The 17,375-nt window shown below is 59.5% G+C and carries 13 protein-coding genes and 2 pseudogenes; 8 read left to right on the forward strand and 7 right to left on the reverse strand.

Annotation, left to right across the window (positions count from 1 at the left end; translation table 11 throughout):
• Nucleotides 1-305: 305 nt before the first annotated feature.
• Nucleotides 306-1,484 (forward strand): N-methyl-L-tryptophan oxidase, encoded by a 1,179-nt coding sequence (gene solA / locus AD669_RS12530; protein ID WP_053120130.1) that lies wholly within the window; start codon nt 306-308, stop codon nt 1,482-1,484.
• Nucleotides 1,481-2,260, forward strand: a complete 780-nt coding sequence (locus AD669_RS12535) for a MetQ/NlpA family ABC transporter substrate-binding protein (RefSeq protein ID WP_156316147.1) — start codon at nt 1,481-1,483, stop codon at nt 2,258-2,260. The genes solA and AD669_RS12535 overlap by 4 nt, the downstream gene beginning before the upstream one ends.
• A 5-nt stretch (nt 2,261-2,265) precedes the next feature.
• Here the strand turns inward: AD669_RS12535 and AD669_RS12540 are convergent, their stop codons facing one another.
• Complete coding sequence (locus AD669_RS12540; protein ID WP_053120132.1) at nt 2,266-3,474, reverse strand: MFS transporter; 1,209 nt, start codon at nt 3,472-3,474, stop codon at nt 2,266-2,268.
• A 230-nt stretch (nt 3,475-3,704) separates the two neighbouring features.
• Here AD669_RS12540 and AD669_RS12545 point away from each other — a divergent pair, with 230 nt between their 5' ends.
• From AD669_RS12545 to AD669_RS12560, 4 genes are all read left to right on the forward strand, one after another.
• The gene (locus AD669_RS12545) at nt 3,705-4,625 is read left to right on the forward strand and encodes an AraC family transcriptional regulator (RefSeq protein WP_053120135.1); all 921 of its coding nucleotides are present in this window, start codon (nt 3,705-3,707) and stop codon (nt 4,623-4,625) included.
• 88 nt (nt 4,626-4,713) lie between these two features.
• A complete protein-coding gene (locus AD669_RS12550; protein WP_053120137.1) occupies nt 4,714-5,169 on the forward strand; it encodes a (2Fe-2S)-binding protein in 456 nt (151 codons plus the stop codon).
• Nucleotides 5,169-7,421 (forward strand): xanthine dehydrogenase family protein molybdopterin-binding subunit, encoded by a 2,253-nt coding sequence (locus tag AD669_RS12555; RefSeq protein WP_053120139.1) that lies wholly within the window; start codon nt 5,169-5,171, stop codon nt 7,419-7,421. Before AD669_RS12550 ends, AD669_RS12555 begins: the two co-directional genes overlap by 1 nt.
• 17 nt (nt 7,422-7,438) lie before the next feature.
• On the forward strand, nt 7,439-8,791 hold the full coding sequence (locus tag AD669_RS12560) for a cytochrome c (protein WP_053120141.1): 1,353 nt from the start codon (nt 7,439-7,441) through the stop codon (nt 8,789-8,791).
• A gap of 24 nt (nt 8,792-8,815) precedes the next feature.
• Here AD669_RS12560 and AD669_RS12565 read toward each other — a convergent pair.
• Nucleotides 8,816-9,939, reverse strand: a pseudogene (locus tag AD669_RS12565) (ATP-binding protein).
• 154 nt (nt 9,940-10,093) lie between these two features.
• Here AD669_RS12565 and AD669_RS12570 point away from each other — a divergent pair.
• Nucleotides 10,094-10,375: pseudogene (locus tag AD669_RS12570) on the forward strand (LysR family transcriptional regulator); the annotation flags it as partial.
• A gap of 156 nt (nt 10,376-10,531) precedes the next feature.
• On the opposite strand, the gene AD669_RS12575 reads toward AD669_RS12570, so the two are convergent.
• From AD669_RS12575 to AD669_RS12585, 3 genes are all read right to left on the reverse strand, one after another.
• On the reverse strand, nt 10,532-11,764 hold the full coding sequence (locus AD669_RS12575; RefSeq protein ID WP_053120145.1) for a nucleoside permease: 1,233 nt from the start codon (nt 11,762-11,764) through the stop codon (nt 10,532-10,534).
• Between the two features lie 69 nt (nt 11,765-11,833).
• Nucleotides 11,834-12,886: a sugar phosphate isomerase/epimerase gene (locus AD669_RS12580; protein ID WP_156316156.1), complete on the reverse strand. Its 1,053-nt coding sequence runs from the start codon at nt 12,884-12,886 to the stop codon at nt 11,834-11,836.
• 19 nt (nt 12,887-12,905) lie between these two features.
• Nucleotides 12,906-14,099, reverse strand: a complete 1,194-nt coding sequence (locus AD669_RS12585; RefSeq protein ID WP_053120149.1) for a Gfo/Idh/MocA family protein — start codon at nt 14,097-14,099, stop codon at nt 12,906-12,908.
• A 187-nt stretch (nt 14,100-14,286) separates the two neighbouring features.
• On the opposite strand from AD669_RS12585, the gene AD669_RS12590 reads away from it, so the two are divergent.
• A complete protein-coding gene (locus AD669_RS12590) occupies nt 14,287-15,306 on the forward strand; it encodes a LacI family DNA-binding transcriptional regulator (protein ID WP_053120151.1) in 1,020 nt (339 codons plus the stop codon).
• A gap of 7 nt (nt 15,307-15,313) precedes the next feature.
• Here the strand turns inward: AD669_RS12590 and AD669_RS12595 are convergent, their stop codons facing one another.
• Both AD669_RS12595 and AD669_RS12600 read right to left on the reverse strand, forming a co-directional pair.
• Nucleotides 15,314-16,216, reverse strand: coding sequence for a bestrophin family protein (locus AD669_RS12595; protein WP_053120153.1), 903 nt, complete (start codon nt 16,214-16,216; stop codon nt 15,314-15,316).
• 114 nt (nt 16,217-16,330) lie between these two features.
• On the reverse strand, nt 16,331-17,350 hold the full coding sequence (locus AD669_RS12600; protein ID WP_256218851.1) for an acyltransferase: 1,020 nt from the start codon (nt 17,348-17,350) through the stop codon (nt 16,331-16,333).
• Nucleotides 17,351-17,375 lie beyond the last annotated feature (25 nt).

Raw genomic sequence — 17,375 nt, forward strand, 5'->3', positions numbered from 1 at the left:
TCACCGTGAAGCGTAGTTCGCGGTTTTGGCTCATGCCTGAGGTGAAGCTTAGACGCTGAAATGTCTGTCGAAATATGCAAAAAAACGCTGTTATGTCAGCTTGATTGTGATTTGTGACAGACACTGAATGTCGCGCCGCAAGGCGTAAATCATTTGCGCCAGGTTGTAAATGCGACGAATAACCACCCGGTAGCCCGACCCAGAGCCTCCGGTGGACGCGTCGAGCTATATGGATATGCTTTTATAATCTTGGAATTCCGATTCTTTTACCGCTCAACTGGCGCCTTTTTGATCGGTGACTATTTATGTCCGAGCGATGTGAGGTGCTGGTTTTAGGCTTGGGCGCGATGGGCGCCGCCACGGTTTACCAGTTGGCGAAAGCGGGGGTGAACGTCGTCGGAATTGATCGTCATCACCCGCCGCATAACCTCGGCTCCAGTCATGGCGATACTCGAATCACAAGGCTTTCGGTTGGCGAGGGCGCGCAATATGTACCGATCGTGCGTAATTCGCATCGCATCTGGCGTGAGCTTGAGGCGTTGTCGGGTGAGTCACTGTTCGAGCAGTCCGGGTTGCTGGTGCTGACGTCGAGCGCCGAGTTCGATCCTGCAGATCAGAACGACTTCACCTTGCGCACCATCGGTCTGGCGCAGACCTACGGCATCGAGCACGAAGTCTTGTCCGCCGAGCAGATACGCCAGCGCTTTCCTCAATTCGCCCACGTGCACGACTCGGCCATCGGTTATTTCGAACCCGGTGGCGGCTTCGTGCGTCCGGAGCGCTGCATCAATGTGCAGCTCAAACTGGCCGAGCAGCACGGGGCGACGCTTTATAAAGGCGAGACCGTCACCGCAATCACCTCGGACGCGGACGGTGTCACCGTTACCACCGACCGCCGCACGCTGTTTGCCAACAAACTGGTGATCAGCGCGGGCAACTGGAGCGGCGAGTTGCTCGGCAAACCGTTTGAAAATCTGCTCAGCGTGTACCGGCAGAAACTGTTCTGGTTCGAACTGGAAGAGAACGCCGGACTGGTGGGCCATTCACCGACGTTTATCCTGACCCACGGCCGTGACGACGACAAAATCAACTACGGCTTCCCCGCATTACCCGGCGAAGGCAGCCTGAAAATCGCTACCGCGCAGTACCACACCGCATCGGCGCCGCAGGCCATCGACCGCACGGTTTCAGCAGCCGAAGCGCAGGACATGTACGAGCAGCAAGTACACAAGCGCATCGCCGGCGTGACCGCAAAGGTCAGCAAGTCCGCCGTCTGCGCCTACACCGTCACGCCGGATCGCCACTTCATCATCGACGAGCATCCGTCGCTGCAACACACGCTGTTCGTGTCGGCGTGTTCGGGCCATGGCTTCAAGCATTCCGCGGCACTGGGCGAGGCGTTTGCACAGTGGTGCATGCGTGGCTCGACCGACCTGGATCTGTCCTCTTTCTCCCTGAAACGCTTCGAAGGAAAACTATCGTGAAACGTGTCGCGCTCTCCGTCGCACTGCTGGTCGCCGCCATGGGTTCTGCCTATGCGGAAACTTTGAAAATTGCTGTGGTGCCCGTGCCCCATGCCGAGATTCTCGAGTTCCTGAAACCTCAGTTGGCAAAAGAAGGCGTGACGCTCGACGTCAAAGTCTTCTCTGACTACATTCAGCCCGACCGGCAGACGGATGAAGGTTTGCTCGACGCCAATTACTTCCAGAGCAAACCGTATTACGAAGCCTACAAAAAGGATCGCCCAAGCAGCGATCAGGTGCCCGTCGTCGCGGTACACATCGAACCGTTCGGCGCCTATTCGAAGAAGATCAACAACATCAGCGAACTCAAGGATGGCGCCACCATTGCCATTCCCAACGACCCGACCAACTCCGGTCGTGCACTGTTGCTGATCGCCAAACAAGGCCTGATCACCCTCAAAGACCCTGACAACATCATGGCGACGCGCCTGGACATCGTCAGCAATCCCAAGCACCTGAAGTTTCAAGAGCTTGAAGCGGCGATGCTGCCGCGCGTGTTGAATCAGGTTGATCTGGCCTTGATCAACGCTAACTACGCGCTGGAAGCCAAACTGGTGCCGCACAAAGATGCGCTGTTTATCGAAAGCTCAGAATCGCCGTACGCCAATTACCTGTACGTGCGCCGCGACAAGGCCAACGCGCCGGCGGTGCAGAAGCTCGGCGCATTGCTTAACTCGCCGCAAGTGAAGCAGTTCATTCTTGAGCGTTATCACGGCGATGTAGTGCCGGCGTTCTGATCACGTCAGGCCGTCACGTTCGATTCGGCAAAATGCACTTCAGTGGCTGCGCGCCCCGCCAGCCACGCGAGTACGGACGCGACGACCAGCACGGCAGCGCTCAACTCGAATGTGGCTTTGTAGCCGCTCAGATCAAAGGCCAAACCGCCGACGATGGCGCCGCCGGCGATCGCCAGTTGAACAATCGCCACCAGCATGCCGCCACCGGCTTCCGCATCATCCGGCAGCGTCTGCGCCAGCCATGTCCACCAGCCGACCGGCGCGGCCGTGGCGACCAATCCCCACAGTCCGAGCAGCACGGCCGTCAGCATTGCCGACTCGCCGAAGTTCACCAGTGCCAAAGCGATGCCGGCCATGATCAACGGGATAACCGTGAGCGTGCGGTAGAGGCCGCGGCCCATGAATCTTTCGATCAGAAAGGTGCCGATAAACCCTGCGAGTCCCAGCCCCAACAGCATCAAAGACAGTGTTGAAACACTGACGCCGGTGACGCCCTCAAGGAACGGGCGCAGGTAAGTGAACAACATGAACTGGCCCATGAAAAACACGCTGACGGCGATCATGCCCAAGGCCACGGGCGGCTGACGCATCAGTTGCAGGGCGTTGGCGCCGCCGGCCTTGCGTTCGGCCTTGAAGGACGGAAGGCTGATCATCAACCACACCGCGGCCAGCGCTGCCACCGGCACCACACAGAAAAACGCACCGCGCCAGCCGATCAACGAACCGAGGAAGGCGCCCGCCGGGGCGGCGATCACCGTTGCGAGCGCGTTGCCACCGTTGACCATGGCCAGTGCGCGCGATACTTGATCAGGCGCCACCAGACGCATGGCCGTCGCCGCCGACAATGACCAGAAACCACCGATGGCGATACCGATCAAGGCACGTCCGATCATGAATGACGGATACCCCGGCGCGAGCGAGACGATCGTGCCTGACACGATCATCAGCAAGGTCAGACTCAACAGCAATTTCTTGCGTTCAACGCGGGCAGCGATGCTTGCAATCAGCAGGCTGGTGATCAACGCGAACGCACCGGACACGGAAATGCCCTGACCCGCCTGGCCTTCGGTGATATGCAAGTCTGCGGCAATCGGCGTCAGCAGGCTGACCGGCATGAATTCTGAAGCGACCAGAGCGAACGCGGCCAGGGACATGGCCAGCACGGCGCTCCAGCCGCTTTTCTTTGTAGAAGGATCGGTAAGAGGGGTTGTCATGGAAACTACCTGTGTTGCGCGAAAAGCGTAGGAGGTGATGCGCAGGGGGTGAAGCGATGGATGCCTGCAAGGGCATGCCCCTGTAACAGTTCGACACATTCTCCCGGTCGATCCGCCGCTGCTCTAGTGCATTCCTCTTGAATGCTTGCCTGATCCTCTGAGGATGCAGGGTTGTTGATAGGAAAGCTCGGTTGCGCGGACTACAGTTCGGTCAACAGGAGTGACCGACCATGATCCACATCCCCCATCGCCATGAATCGCCGTTAGCGTTGCAGATTGACCCGCGCATCAGCGCAGCGGGTGACTTCGCGACCTGCATACCCGGGCTGTCGCTGTTTCGCCGCGACCAGCCAGCGCCACCTGCCGTGTGCATGATCGAACCGAGCCTGATTCTGGTCGGCCGTGGCGAGAAACGCTTGTGGGTCGGAGGGGAGGGTTATCGTTACGACCCTTCGCGGTTTCTGGTCACGTCGCTGGATTTACCCGCCAACTCCGAAGTGCTGCTCGCCAGCCCTGAGCAGCCCTGTGTCGGTCTGGTGTTGAAACTGGACATCGGCATGCTCGCCGAGGTCATCACCAAAAGTGGCTTGCCCGCCAAGCGGCAGCCATCGACAGGCACCGGCGCCGGCATTGGCAATGTGTCCTCGGCGCTGGAAGGCGCGCTTGATCGGCTGTTGGCCCTGCTTGATGAACCCGAGGCGATCCCGGTGCTGGCGCCGCTGATCCTGCGCGAAATCCATTACCGGCTCCTCAATACCGATCAAGGTTCACGCCTGCGGCAGATCACTGCGGTGGATGGTCAGGGCTATCGCATCGCCAAAGCCATCGACTGGCTGAAACTCAACTACACCGTTGCACTGCGCATCGACGATCTGGCCGCACGCGTGCAGATGAGTGCGCCGACTTTTCACCTGCATTTCCGCCAACTGACTGGCATGAGCCCGCTGCAGTACCAGAAGTGGCTGCGGCTCAACGAGGCGCGTCGGCTGATGCTGGTCGAGCGCCTGGACGTTTCGCGCGCGGCGTTTGCGGTCGGTTACGAAAGTCCTTCGCAGTTCAGCCGTGAATATGGCCGCCTGTTCGGTACCGCGCCCAGTCGCGACATGGCGCTGCTGCGTGGCCAGCCAATCGAAGCAGAAGCGGCAAGCTAAACCACAGACACGCTTTACCGGGGATGCGCCTCGCCGCGCGTCACCGTTCATAACAATGCACGTCAACCGATGATAGAGCGGGTGAGCCATGGAATTACGAATCAACCAGAAGACCTATCAGGTCGATGCCGACGCCGATACACCCTTGCTGTGGGTGATCCGCGATGACCTCGGCATGACCGGCACCAAGTACGGCTGCGGACTGGCGCAGTGCGGCGCCTGTTCCGTGCTGGTCGACGGCAATGTTGTGCGTTCGTGCGTGACGCCGGTGGCCGGCGTGGTCGGCCGCGAAATCACCACCATTGAAGCCATCGAGGCTGACGAAGTCGGCAAACGGGTGGTCTCGACCTGGGTCGATCTTCAGGTGGCCCAGTGTGGTTACTGTCAGTCGGGGCAGGTCATGGCCGCCACGGCGTTGCTCAAGCAAAACCCGCAGCCAAGTGACGCGCAAATCGACGCGGCGATGGTCAATCTGTGCCGCTGCGGCACCTACAACGCCATTCATGCCGCCGTGCATGAACTGGCCGGCAAGAGGGACGCCTGATGAGCATCCGTATCGATCCGTCCAGTGAGGCATCCGCGTTCGCGCTGCACGAGCCGATCAATGTCTCGCGCCGACGTTTTCTGACCGGTACCGCCGTCGGTGCGTTGGTGCTTGGCTTCGGTCTGCCGCTCGGTTCGACCCGCGTGCAGGCCGCAACGGCTGCGGCGACTGCCGAGCGCGGTACGCAAGTCCCGGCGTTTCTGGAGATTCGCCCGGACAACCGCGTGCGCCTGCTGTGCCCGTTTATGGAAGGCGGGCAGGGCACGTTCACCGCGATGGCGCAAATTGTCGGTGAAGAACTCGATGCCGACCCGGCGACCTTCCTCGTCGAAGCCGCACCGCCCGGTGAAGCCTACGTGGTTTTGGAGAACGGCATGCGCATCACCGGCGGCAGCATGTCGGTGCGCATGAGTTACCCGGTGATGCGCCGCCTCGGCGCACTGGCCCGCGCCATGTTGTTGCAGTCCGGCGCGGAAAAACTCGGCGTGCCGGTCGGCGAGCTGACGACCGAACCCGGTAAAGTCCTGCATGCCGCGTCGGGCCGGTCGTTGACCTACGGCGAATTGGCCGGGCGTGCGATGGATCTGCCGGTTCCCGATCCCGCCTCAATAACACTACGAGATCCGCGCCAGTTCCGCTGGATCGGCAAACCGGTGAAGCGCCTTGATGCCTATGACAAGTCCACGGGCAAGGCGGTGTACTGCATCGATCTGAAGGTCGACGACATGCTGCACGCCGCCGTTCAGCATGCGCCGCGTTTGGGCATGACGGTGGGCAACCTGCGCAACGAAGACCAGGTCAAGGCGATGCAAGGCGTGCATTCCGTGCACCGTCTGCCGGGCGCCGTGGCAGTGGTTGCCGAGCGCTGGTGGCACGCGAAACGCGCGGTCGAGGCGATTCAGGTCGACTGGCAAGAACCATCAGCCGACAGCAAAGTCCGGCCGATGCCCGCCGACTTTTCCAGCGATGCCTGGCTCAAGCGCCTCGCTGAAGATAAAAGCCCCGCCAAAGATGATGAACATGAAGGCGACGTCGCGACCATTCTTGCTGATACCAAGACGCGGATCGACGCCACTTACCACAATCAATACCTCAACCACGGTCAGTTGGAGCCGCCCTCGGCGCTGGCCAGATTCAATCCGGACGGTTCGCTGGAGGTCTGGCTGCCCAATCAGGCGCCGGACATGTTCCGCGCGGACATCGCCAAGCGCACCGGCCTGGATCCGTCGCGCATCACCTTGCATTCGCCGCTGCTGGGGGGCTTCTTCGGTCGGCATTTTCTCTACGATTCTGCCAGTCCTTATCCGCAGGCGATCGAGTTGGCCAAAGCGGTGGGTCGCCCGGTCAAACTGATCTGGAGTCGCGAGGAAGAGTTTCTGCGTGACGTGCTCCGCCCCGTTGCGGCGGTGAATTTCCGCGCCGCGCTGGACAAGGATGGCTGGCCGCTGGCAATCGAGGCGATCAGTGCCACCGAAGGCCCGACCGAGGCCCTCGCTGGCAAGCAGGGCGAAAAACTCGACCCCGCCGCGCTTGAAGGGTTGTCGGGCAAATCCTATGCAATCGCCAACAAGCGCATCGCGCAAATCTACGTCAAAGGCCCGGCGATGCTCGGTTATTGGCGTTCCGTGGGCAATTCCCTCAACGACTTCTTCTACGAATCGTTCCTTGATGAACTGGCCGATAAGGGCGGCAAAGACCCGTTCGAACTGCGCCTGCATTTGCTGCGCGACAACAAACGTTTGACCACCTTGCTGCAAGCGGCGGGTGAGTTATCGGGTGGCTGGAAGCGCGGCCCGTTTACCGCCGAGGATGGCAGCCGCCGTGCGCGTGGCGTGGCCATGGCTTCGCCGTTCGGAACGCACACGGCGGTGATCGCCGAGGTGTCGATCGAAAACGGCCAGGTCAAAGTGCATGACATCTGGCAGGCGATTGACCCGGGCAGCATCGTCAATCCGGCGATTGTCGAGGCGCAGGTCAATGGTGCCGTGGCGTTGGGGTTATCGCAGACACTGGTGGAAGAGGCCGTTTGGCTGGATGGCAAACCACGCGCGCGCAACTACGATTTGTACCCGATCCTGCCGCCTGCGCGGATGGCGCGGGTGCATGTGCGGGTCGTCGAGAGCGGGGAAAAAATGGGCGGCATCGGCGAACCACCATTGCCCGCCGTCGCGCCAGCCGTGGCGAACGCAGTGGCAACCCTGACCGGGCAACGGGTTCGCAGCCTGCCCATGAGCCGACACACCTTCACTTGATCAGCGCCGGAGCGTCCATGAATAACAGCCGATTCGCAAGAACCGCTGGCTGGCTGGCAGTGCCGTGCCTGGTCGCGGCAGGCCTGCTGGCCTGGTATGTCACCCGCGAGCCCGTCTCGCCTTTTGAAGATCACACGATCACTGCCGCCGACGTCGAACCGGCGCTGCTGGCTCGGGGCGAATACGTCGCCAGGCTCAGCGATTGCGTGGCTTGCCACAGCGTGCCGGGCGCAGCACCGTTCGCCGGTGGTCTGGAGATGGCCACGCCGCTGGGCGCGATTCACGCGACCAACATCACCCCGGATCCTCAAACCGGGATTGGTCGTTACAGCCTGGCCGACTTCGACCGTGCCGTGCGTCACGGCGTGGCACCTGACAGTCGCCGTTTGTACCCGGCGATGCCTTATCCGTCGTACGTCAAGCTCAGTGACGACGATGTGCGTGCGCTGTATGCGTTCTTCATGAAAGGCGTGGCGCCGGTCAAACAAGCGAACATCCCGAGCACGATTCCCTGGCCGCTGAACCTGCGCTGGCCGATTGCCGTGTGGAACGGTGTGTTTGTCGACAGCGGATCCTACGAACCCAACTCGTCGCAGGATGAAGTATGGAATCGCGGCGCTTACCTGGTGCAGGGTGCCGGCCACTGCGGCAGTTGCCATACGCCTCGCGGTCTGGCGTTCAACGAAAAGGCGCTGGATGATTCCGCTGCGCCGTTCCTCGCGGGCGCCTTGCTGGATGGCTGGTACGCGCCGAGTCTGCGTGATGACCACAACACCGGGCTGGGCCGATGGAGCGAGGCGGAAATCGTCCAGTTCCTCAAAACCGGTCGCAATCGCCACGCGGTGGTCTACGGCTCAATGACCGAGGCGTTCAACAACTCCACGCAGTTCATGAGCGACGAAGATCTGACGGCCATCGCCCGCTATCTCAAGTCGTTGCCTGGCGACCCCGAGCGCGACGGCCAGCCATGGCAATACCAGGCAGTTTCGGCAGCGACGCGTCTGGATTCGCCGGGTGGTCACACCTACGTGACGCGCTGTGCCTCGTGCCACGGCCTCGACGGCAAGGGGCAAGCGCAATGGATGCCGCCGCTGGCAGGCGCCACTTCTGCGCTGGCCAAAGAGAGCGCCTCGGCAATCAACATCACCTTGAACGGCTCGCAGCGTATCGTCGCTGCCGGTGTGCCGGACGCCTATCGCATGCCGGCATTCCGTGAGCAGTTGTCGGATCAGCAGATCGCCGAGGTGCTGACATTCATGCGCAGCACATGGGGCAATCAGGCCAGCGCTGTTGATGCACAAGCCGTTGGCAAGCTGCGTGAACACACTGATCCAGCCAGCAGCAGCCCGATCATTTTGCACATGCGCTAGAGGAGTCAAACCTAGAACTCGCCGTCAGGCCAGCGGCACCTTTACCAAAAAAGAGGTGCCGTGCGCGGTGTTGGAGACAACCTCGATTGTTCCTTGATGTGATGCGACGATCTCGGAAACTATGAACAGCCCCAGACCCAGCCCCTCGGAAGGCGGGTGATCAACGACCGAGCGTTGCGAAAAACGCCCCATGGGATTGAAAATAAACGGCAGTACATCCTCGGCAATAGGCTCTCCGCGGTTGTGCACGGTAAAGATTGCCGAGCGATCAGAGACCGCCAGATGCACTTCAATGGGCGTCTGAACATCGCCATGCTGGACAGCGTTGCCGATGATGTTGGAGAACACCTGCTCCATACGCGGCCCATCAAATTTGCCTGCAACCGGTGCTTTCGTCGTGAATACAACGTTGGCGTCAGGGTGAAACGCTCGTATTTCATCGACGATGCGTTCACACAGCGGCGCTAGATCCAACGCCGTTTTTTTAACAGGAATGCCTGGCCCCATCTGGCAACGGGTCAAGTCCAGCAAGTCGTCCACAATCTGATTCGCGCGTCTCACGCTGGTGAAAATCTGGTTCGCCAGTCGGGTACCGCGTTCTCCGACATCGGCAGAACGGCGCAGGCTGTCCGCACCCAGCAGAATGGCGCCTAACGGTGTGCGCAAATCATGGCCGAGGATGCCCAGAAAGATATTGCGCGACGCGTCCACGGCTCTTGAATAACTGGCAATGGATTCGGCGAGCGCCTGATCGATGGCTTCGTGGAAGCGGTTCATGTCGTCAGCATCGAAGGGCGTGCCGGACTTCACTTTGACCATCCACTGATTGAGCACGCTGGTTCTCAACGCCGGTATTCCGAGACCATCTGATCGATGGTAAATCCCGCCATCAACCGGGTGACGGCGTGGGTTTCGGCGGGCGTCTCTTCAGCGCTGCTGGGCCCATGCCCCAGAGATTTTGCGATTTGTTCCGAGCGTGTCTGTTGGGTGCGTAGATCTATAACGATGGCTTCGAGCATCTGGCCGGCATGATCGCGCAAGGCTTCACGATCCAGCGCCGCGCCGGGCGTTTCGATGGTTCTGGCGAAATCCTCCCACGCCTGAAGAATAGGCTCGATATGTTCAATGATGAAATCGGGGAGGCGCATGTCGGTAATCCTGGTGAGGGCTTATGAAAAGTCGCCGAGCGTTCGTTTCACAGCATGAACGATCCAGTATGCTCACTTTCGTCCGACTCTGGGCACTCCGATCGCAGCATCCATCAGTCGGGTTTGATACTGCTACTTTTCCAGGAACTGTTCCATGCGCTATCGACGACTCGATCTGAATCTTTTAGTGGCGCTGGACGCTTTGTTAAGTGAGTGCAGCGTCAGCCGCGCGGCTGAGCGATTACATCTGGGGCAGTCGGCGACCAGCTCGGCACTCGGGCGCTTGCGCGAGCATTTCAATGACCCATTGTTGGTGCAGGTGGGGCGGATCACCAGTCAGCTGGATCCCAAGGACGCGCGGCGTTACACCGTGCGATTGACGGCCAGCGGCAAGGAGCTGCATGACCGAGTGCTTAAAGTGGCGCTGGAGCGCGAGTCGCGTCTGCTCAGCGGATTGACCCCGGGCGAGGTCGACACGCTGGTTGACTTGCTTGGGCGCCTGCATCTGCAAGTGCCCAATGTGAACAGTTATGACCCGAGTGACGATCAAGTCTGACCACCGCTGGCACGCGCAGCGATCGGCGGGTCGCACTTATATCGCAGGTTTCATATCGCGCTCGTTCCGCCCGGTGAACGTCAGCCAGAACAAAATAAACACCGCGATGGCGAAGGCTGCCGGAAACAGCCAGATGCTTCGCCAGTCGTGAACGCCCGCTGTCGAAAAGTGGTCGGTCACCTGACCCGCTACCCAGAATCCGATCAGCATGCCAAAGCCGTAGGTGGCCAGTGTAATGAGTCCCTGCGCGGAACTGCGAAAGCGTTCGGAGGCTTTGGCGTCGGTGTAGATTTGCCCTGAGACGAAAAAGAAGTCATAGCAGACGCCGTGCAAGGCGATGCCGGCCAGCAGCATCATGGCTTGATCACCGTTACTGCCATAGGCGAACAGCAAATATCGCAACGCCCACGCCGACATCCCGATCAACAGTGCGATTTTGATGCCGAAACGATGGATGAACAGCGGCAGCAGCAACATGAAAAGCACTTCAGACACCTGCCCGATGGCCATTTTTGCGGTGGGGTTTTCAACACCGATTTCGGACAGGAACGGATTGGCGTTCTGGTAATAAAACGCCAGAGGAATACAGATCAGAATCGAGGCGATGAAGAAGATCAGGTAGCCTCGATCCTTCAGCAAACCTAGAGCCTCCACCCCCAGCAGCTGTTTGAGCCCACCGCTATTTTCACCGTGCTCGAGCGGCGCGGTCGCGGGCAAAGTGAAGCTGTAGACACCAAGGATCAACGAGGCGACGGCGGACATCAGAAAAGTGTTGCGCAGCGCTCCTTCCGCGATGGCCTGTTGAGAGTCCCAGGCAAAGCCGAAGCTGATCACCAGCCCGGCGATAATCCAGCCGATCGTTCCCCAAACGCGAATCCGCGAAAACTCCAGCGCGGGATCTTTCATTTGCCTGAACGCGACGGCATTGACCAATGCCAGGGTCGGCATATAGACCATCATGTAGGCGAGGACGTAAGGGTAAAACGCGCTGAAATCATCAGCGAGATAGAGCTGATAGAGCAGGGCGGCGCCCAGTAGATGCAGCACCGCCAGAATGCGTTCCGCGTTGAAAAAGCGGTCAGCAATCAGGCCAATCACGAACGGGGCGAAAATCGCTCCCCACGATTGCGTGGAGAAGGCCATGCCCACCTGACCGCCGCTGGCAGCCAGCGTCGTGGTGAGGAACGTCCCGAGGGTGACGAACCAGCCACCCCAGATAAAAAATTGCAGAAACATCATCGCGCTCAGTCGCGCGTTAATTCCAGGCATGTCAGTCACCCTATTATTCTTATTGGATAGACGTTATTGGATAGACGTTAGTGGCCAGCCGCTGTGGCGTCAGTCAGCGCCCAGGCCGAGCAGTCGTCGATTGGATTGCTGATCGGCCGTCACACGGGCGAAATCGTCGAAAGCCTTGTCGGTCTTCTTGATCATGTGTTGCTCTATGAATGCCGCGCCTTCTGCGGCGCCCTGGGCGGCGTCCTTCAGGCAGCATTCCCATTCCAGCACGGCCCAGCCGCTGAAATCGTATTGGGTCAATTTGCTGAAGATCGACTTGAAATCGATCTGGCCATCGCCCAGCGATCTGAATCTGCCGGGCCGATCCATCCAGCCCTGATACCCGCCGTACACGCCGGAGCGGGCGTCGGGACGGAACTCGGCATCCTTGACGTGGAACATGCGGATGCGCTCGTGATAGCGATCGATGAAACCCAGATAGTCCATTTGTTGTAAAAGCAGATGGCTTGGATCGTAGAGAATCGCCGCGCGCGGGTGATGATTCACCGCTTCGAGAAAGCGTTCGAACGAGGCGCCGTCGTGCAGATCTTCCCCAGGATGGATCTCGTAGCAGAGATCAACGCCCGCTGCTTCAAAGCAATCGAGGATCGGTAACCAGCGCCGCGCCAACTCGGCAAACCCCTCATCGACAAGCCCGGCCGGGCGTTGTGGCCACGGGTACAGAAACGGCCAGAGCAAGGCGCCGGAGAATGTCGCGTGAGCCGTCAAGCCTAAGCGTTGACTGGCGCGGGCGGCGAGTTTGAGCTGGGAAATTGCCCACTCTGTGCGAGCCTTGGGCTGGCCGCGTAAATGTTCAGGGGCGAAGTCGTCGAAGACGGCGTCGAATGCGGGATGCACGGCGACCAACTGGCCTTGCAGGTGCGTCGACAGTTCGCTGATGACCACGCCCGCTCGCGCACAGGTGGCGATGAGTTCGTCGCAGTAATCCTGACTCTCGGCTGCTCGCTCAAGGTCGATGAATTGCGTGCCGAGGGTCGGTATCTGGATCGCCTTGTAGCCTTGGGAGGCGGCCCATTGCGCGATCTCGGATAACGTATGGAACGGGCTCTCGCTGGACATGAACTGGGCGAGAAAAATACCCGGCCCGCGCATGCCTTTGGTCTGTCGCAACTCAGCGTTCATCTGAGGATTCTCCTGCGGTGTAGGTGTCGGGGATTTCGCTCCACTTGGCGTCACCCCGATGGTTGGCGATGGCCGTCTCGATGAACGCCATGCCGCGTAAACCAACGTTGATTCCGGGAACGCCCGGCGCATCGTGGCCTGGCACTTTGTGCAAAATCGATTGCGCCAGTGCGCGATAAAGATTGGCCATCGCTTCGAGATAACCCTCCGGATGCCCGGCGGGCAGGCGCATCCGCGTTAAGGCGTCGGCGCACAACCAGGGTTGCCCGACGCCTGAGCGCAACAGGCGGATCGGCTGGTCAATCGAGCGATGGATCAGGCTGGCCGGGTCTTCCTGACGCCACTCCAGCCCGCCTTTGTCACCGTAGAGGCGGATCTTCAGCGGGTTTTCCTCTCCCGCGCAGACCTGGCTGGCGATCAATACACCGCTGGCGCCATCGGCCATTTTGAACAGCATCGAGGCGTCGTCATCCAACTGACGGTTATCGAAGTGAGCGCTGAGCATTGCGCTGACGTGTTGAATTTTCTGGTCGGCGACAAACTCCGCGAGAGAGAAGGCGTGAGTGCCGATATCACCGATGCAGCCACCGATGCCGGACTGCGCGGGATCATCTCGCCAGTCCGCCTGTTTATTGCCGCGTCCGGAGACATCTTCGCTGAGCCAGCCTTGAGGATATTCGACCAGCACCTTGCGCAGGCGGCCGATCACACCGCTGCGTACCATTTCGCGGGCCTGCCAGACCATCGCATAGCCGAGGTAAGTGTGAGCCAGCCCGTAGATTCGATCGCTGTGGATGACGTCGTGTCGGAGCGACTGCAGTTCAGCAAGATCCAGCGCAGCAGGTTTTTCGCTGAACACATGGAAACCGGCGCGCAGCGCTTTACTGGCTATCGGTGCATGCAGATGGTTTGGCGTGACGATCACCAGCAATTCCATGCGCTGCTCAGGCGCAAGCACACTTTCGGCGTCGAGCATCGCCTGCCAGGTTTCGTAGCAGCGCTGGGCAGGCACACCCAATGCAGCGGCGGTGCGCTGGTTATTTTCAGGCGTGCGACTGAAGGCACCACAGACCAGCTCGAACTGGCCATCCAGGCGTGCCGCCTGCCGATGCGCCTGAGCAATGAAGGCGCCTTCACCGCCGCCGACAAAACCCATTCTTATTTTTCGACCTGCTGAACTCATGTGACTCGTCTCGGTAGGGTAATTGTTCACTATGCTTGAGTGGTGATGTAACCGGTTACATCTGCCCGGAAATTTAGGCTTCAATTCCGGCAGTGTCAAATCCTGCGACGATGTGGAGTGGACATTTCCGCCTGTCGCGACGTGCGGTAAGCTGCCGCACTCGATCTTCCGAACACGCGAGGCGTTTGTGTCAAATATCCGTGAGGTGGCTCGACTGGCAGGTGTATCCGTGGCGACGGTGTCCAGAACACTGAAATCACCGGAGAGGGTGCTCCCCGAAACCCGCGACAAGGTCAACGCCGCCGTCGAACAAGCCAACTACCGGCCGAACCTGATGGCCGTGCAGTTTCGCTCGCGAAAAACCGGCAACCTGGTGATCCTCGTTCCGGCAATCGCCAATACATTTTTCGCACGGGTGATCAGTGGGGCGCAGAAGGCGGCGCAGGCGGCCGGGTATCGGCTGCTGCTTTGCGATACTCAAGGGCAAGAAGCCGTCGAGCGGCAATTCGCCGAACTGGTATATGCCCACCAGGCGGACGGCGTGATTCAACTGCGCGCGTTTGACCCCTTTGATACCGCGGCTTCGAGCGCGGATCTGCCGCCGATCGTCAATGCCTGCGAAGTCATCAGCGACGGGCGTCACGCCACCATCAGCCTGGATAATTTCGCGGCCGCCAAGGCAATGACGGAACACCTTATCGCGCTGGGACATCAGCGGATCGGGCTGATCAAAGGCTCAAGAAGCAGTCCTCTGACACGCGACCGACTGGCCGGGTATCAGGCCGCTTTGCGCGAAGCCGGAATCGGTTTCGACGAGGAATTGGTCTGCCATGGCGACTTCACCCTGAATGCCGGGTTCGTCGGCGCTTCGACAATGCTCACGATGGCCACGAAGCCAACTGCGCTTTTCTGTGAAAACGACGAGATGGCCATCGGTGCCTTGAAACGCATCAAGCAAGCGGGTTTGCGCGTGCCTGAGGACATTTCGCTGGTGGGCTTCGACGATATTCCGATGGCCGCCTACTGCGATCCACCCCTGACGACCATCTCGCAACCCGCTGAGGCGTTCGGTGAGAAAGCCGTGCAAATGCTGATCATGCTGATCGATAAAAAGCCGCTGCCCAAGCGCCACGTCGTGCTGCCGTTCGAGTTCACCGGCCGCGCCAGTTCAGGCCCTTGCGCGGCTAGCAAAACGCAGCCGGTTTAAGCAAGCTTCAAGCAATTTCACCGTGCCGGCGCACGTCGCCCAACGAATCGCGTTGCATCGACTGCAGGTTTTTCTCGATGGTTTCGCACAGCGCTTCCATCTGAATCTGATGCTCGCTGTGGCGAAACGGGCTTTGCAGATCGGTGCCGATGCGCTCGATCGCCAGCAACATAAACCCGACCACGGTAGAGGCCAGCGGCGTAAACCAGCCCAGCGACTCCACCAGGCCCACCGGCACGATCAGGCAGAACAGCGAGATAAACAGGCGCGGAAAATACACATAAGGGTAGGGCAGCGGCGTATTCGCGATTCGCTCCATACCGCCCTGACTGTTCGACAGATCCACCAGCGTCGATTCCAGCCGCGCCAGACGAATGCTGTCCAGACGCCCGGCCTTGTATTCCCGCGCCAACAACGCAGCGGAGCCGGTGAGAATGTCGTTGGCGAAGTTATTGGTCGTGCCACTGCGGGCGAATTCGTCAGCGGGAATAAACGCCCGGACTTCCTCAGGGCAAGGCAAACCTTGCAGATGCGCCGCCAAGCAATTCACGTAAGCAACGTGACGGCGCAGCAACGTCGACTTGACCGGATTCACCTCGGTGCCGGGATCATCCAGCAAGGTCAGCACCTGCCGGGCAAAACTGCGCGAACTGTTGATCATCGAACCCCACAGCGTCCGCGCCTCCCACCAGCGGTTGTAAGCGCTGCTGTTACGAAAACTGATCAACACGATCAATGCCGAGCCCAATAACGTCAGGGGCATCAGCGGCAAATTCAGCTTGGCGTTGAGAAACAGCATGAAGTCGACCGTGACGGCGATGTCCCACAACAACAGCCAGAACAAGGCCCAGCCGACATAGCCCAGGGTCTTGATGATCAAACGGTATTTTTTGACGATGGCAGCTTTCAAACGGAAACCTCGTGGCGAGCGGGAAGCATTGATGCCTTAGCTCGGACGGTGTTTTCGCTGCAAGGTTCGATGAGGGCGGCGGGGGGCATGATAGATAGGGGTGCAGGAAGCCGGCTAATCGGCTCTGACACGTTTGAAGGAGATTGAAAGGTATCTTTTGATGAAGCGGGCAATCGGCGTTTCGATTTTCTTGTTGATGAACCAGGACGCGGCAATCATCAGGATGATGGTGCCCCAGAACAGCTGGTGCGGGTTAACCGCCGGGTAAGCGATGTTGAAGATCATGAAGCCGATCATTTGATGGAGCAGGTAAAGCGGATAAGTCAGTGCACCGAGAACAGTCCAGTTGCGCCGACTGATCGCAGGCGTTCGGTTGGTCGTGATCAAGTAGAACAGGATGAAAAACAGGCCGATCAGACCGCAGATGATCAGCGGATTGTATTCAGTCGAGTATTTGGTTTCGATCGATTCGGCCCACACCATCGCGGTAAAGCAGGCTAACGCCAACGCGCCCAGCAGTAGCAGAACCCGGGTTTTGTTAAAACCCTTGACCCACGCGAGGTAGAACGTGGCTCCGGCGATGAAGTAGGCGGCGTAATCAGTGATCAATAGCGAGCGTAGCTTTTCCAACACCAGTATTTCCGCTGTTGCAGAAACCAGCAGCCAGGCCACGAGGAACGGTTCGATTTTGTCTATTTTCTTCACGCTCAACAGGACGGAAATCATCAGGTAGAACTTTATTTCTACAAACAGTGACCAGTACACCCCATCGATCGGTTCTACATTCAGCATCTCGCTCAGAAAGGCCATGTTGATCAAGTATTGGTAAAGATCGGCCGAGAAGCGTGGCTGGCCGATGGCTAACGTGAACAAAAAGGTCAGCGTGCAGCACACCCAGAACGCCGGGCAGAGGCGCACGACGCGGGATATGAAAAATACGCTGAGGTTGTTGCTCGACGCGGTCATCAGGATGACAAATCCGCTGATCATGAAAAAAAGTTCGACGCCCAGATAACCGTATTTGGCAGGCTCGGCCAACCAGGGATAGGGCATCGTCGACATGTCGCCTTTTGCATAGCCGCGAAACGCATAGTGAAAAATCACGACGGCGATAGCGGCGAGGAAGCGCAGCAAATCCAGTTCCTGCAGCCGTCGGTTG

The organism is Pseudomonas sp. P1.31, assembly GCF_001269815.1.
GTDB classification, from domain to species: domain Bacteria; phylum Pseudomonadota; class Gammaproteobacteria; order Pseudomonadales; family Pseudomonadaceae; genus Aquipseudomonas; species Aquipseudomonas rustica.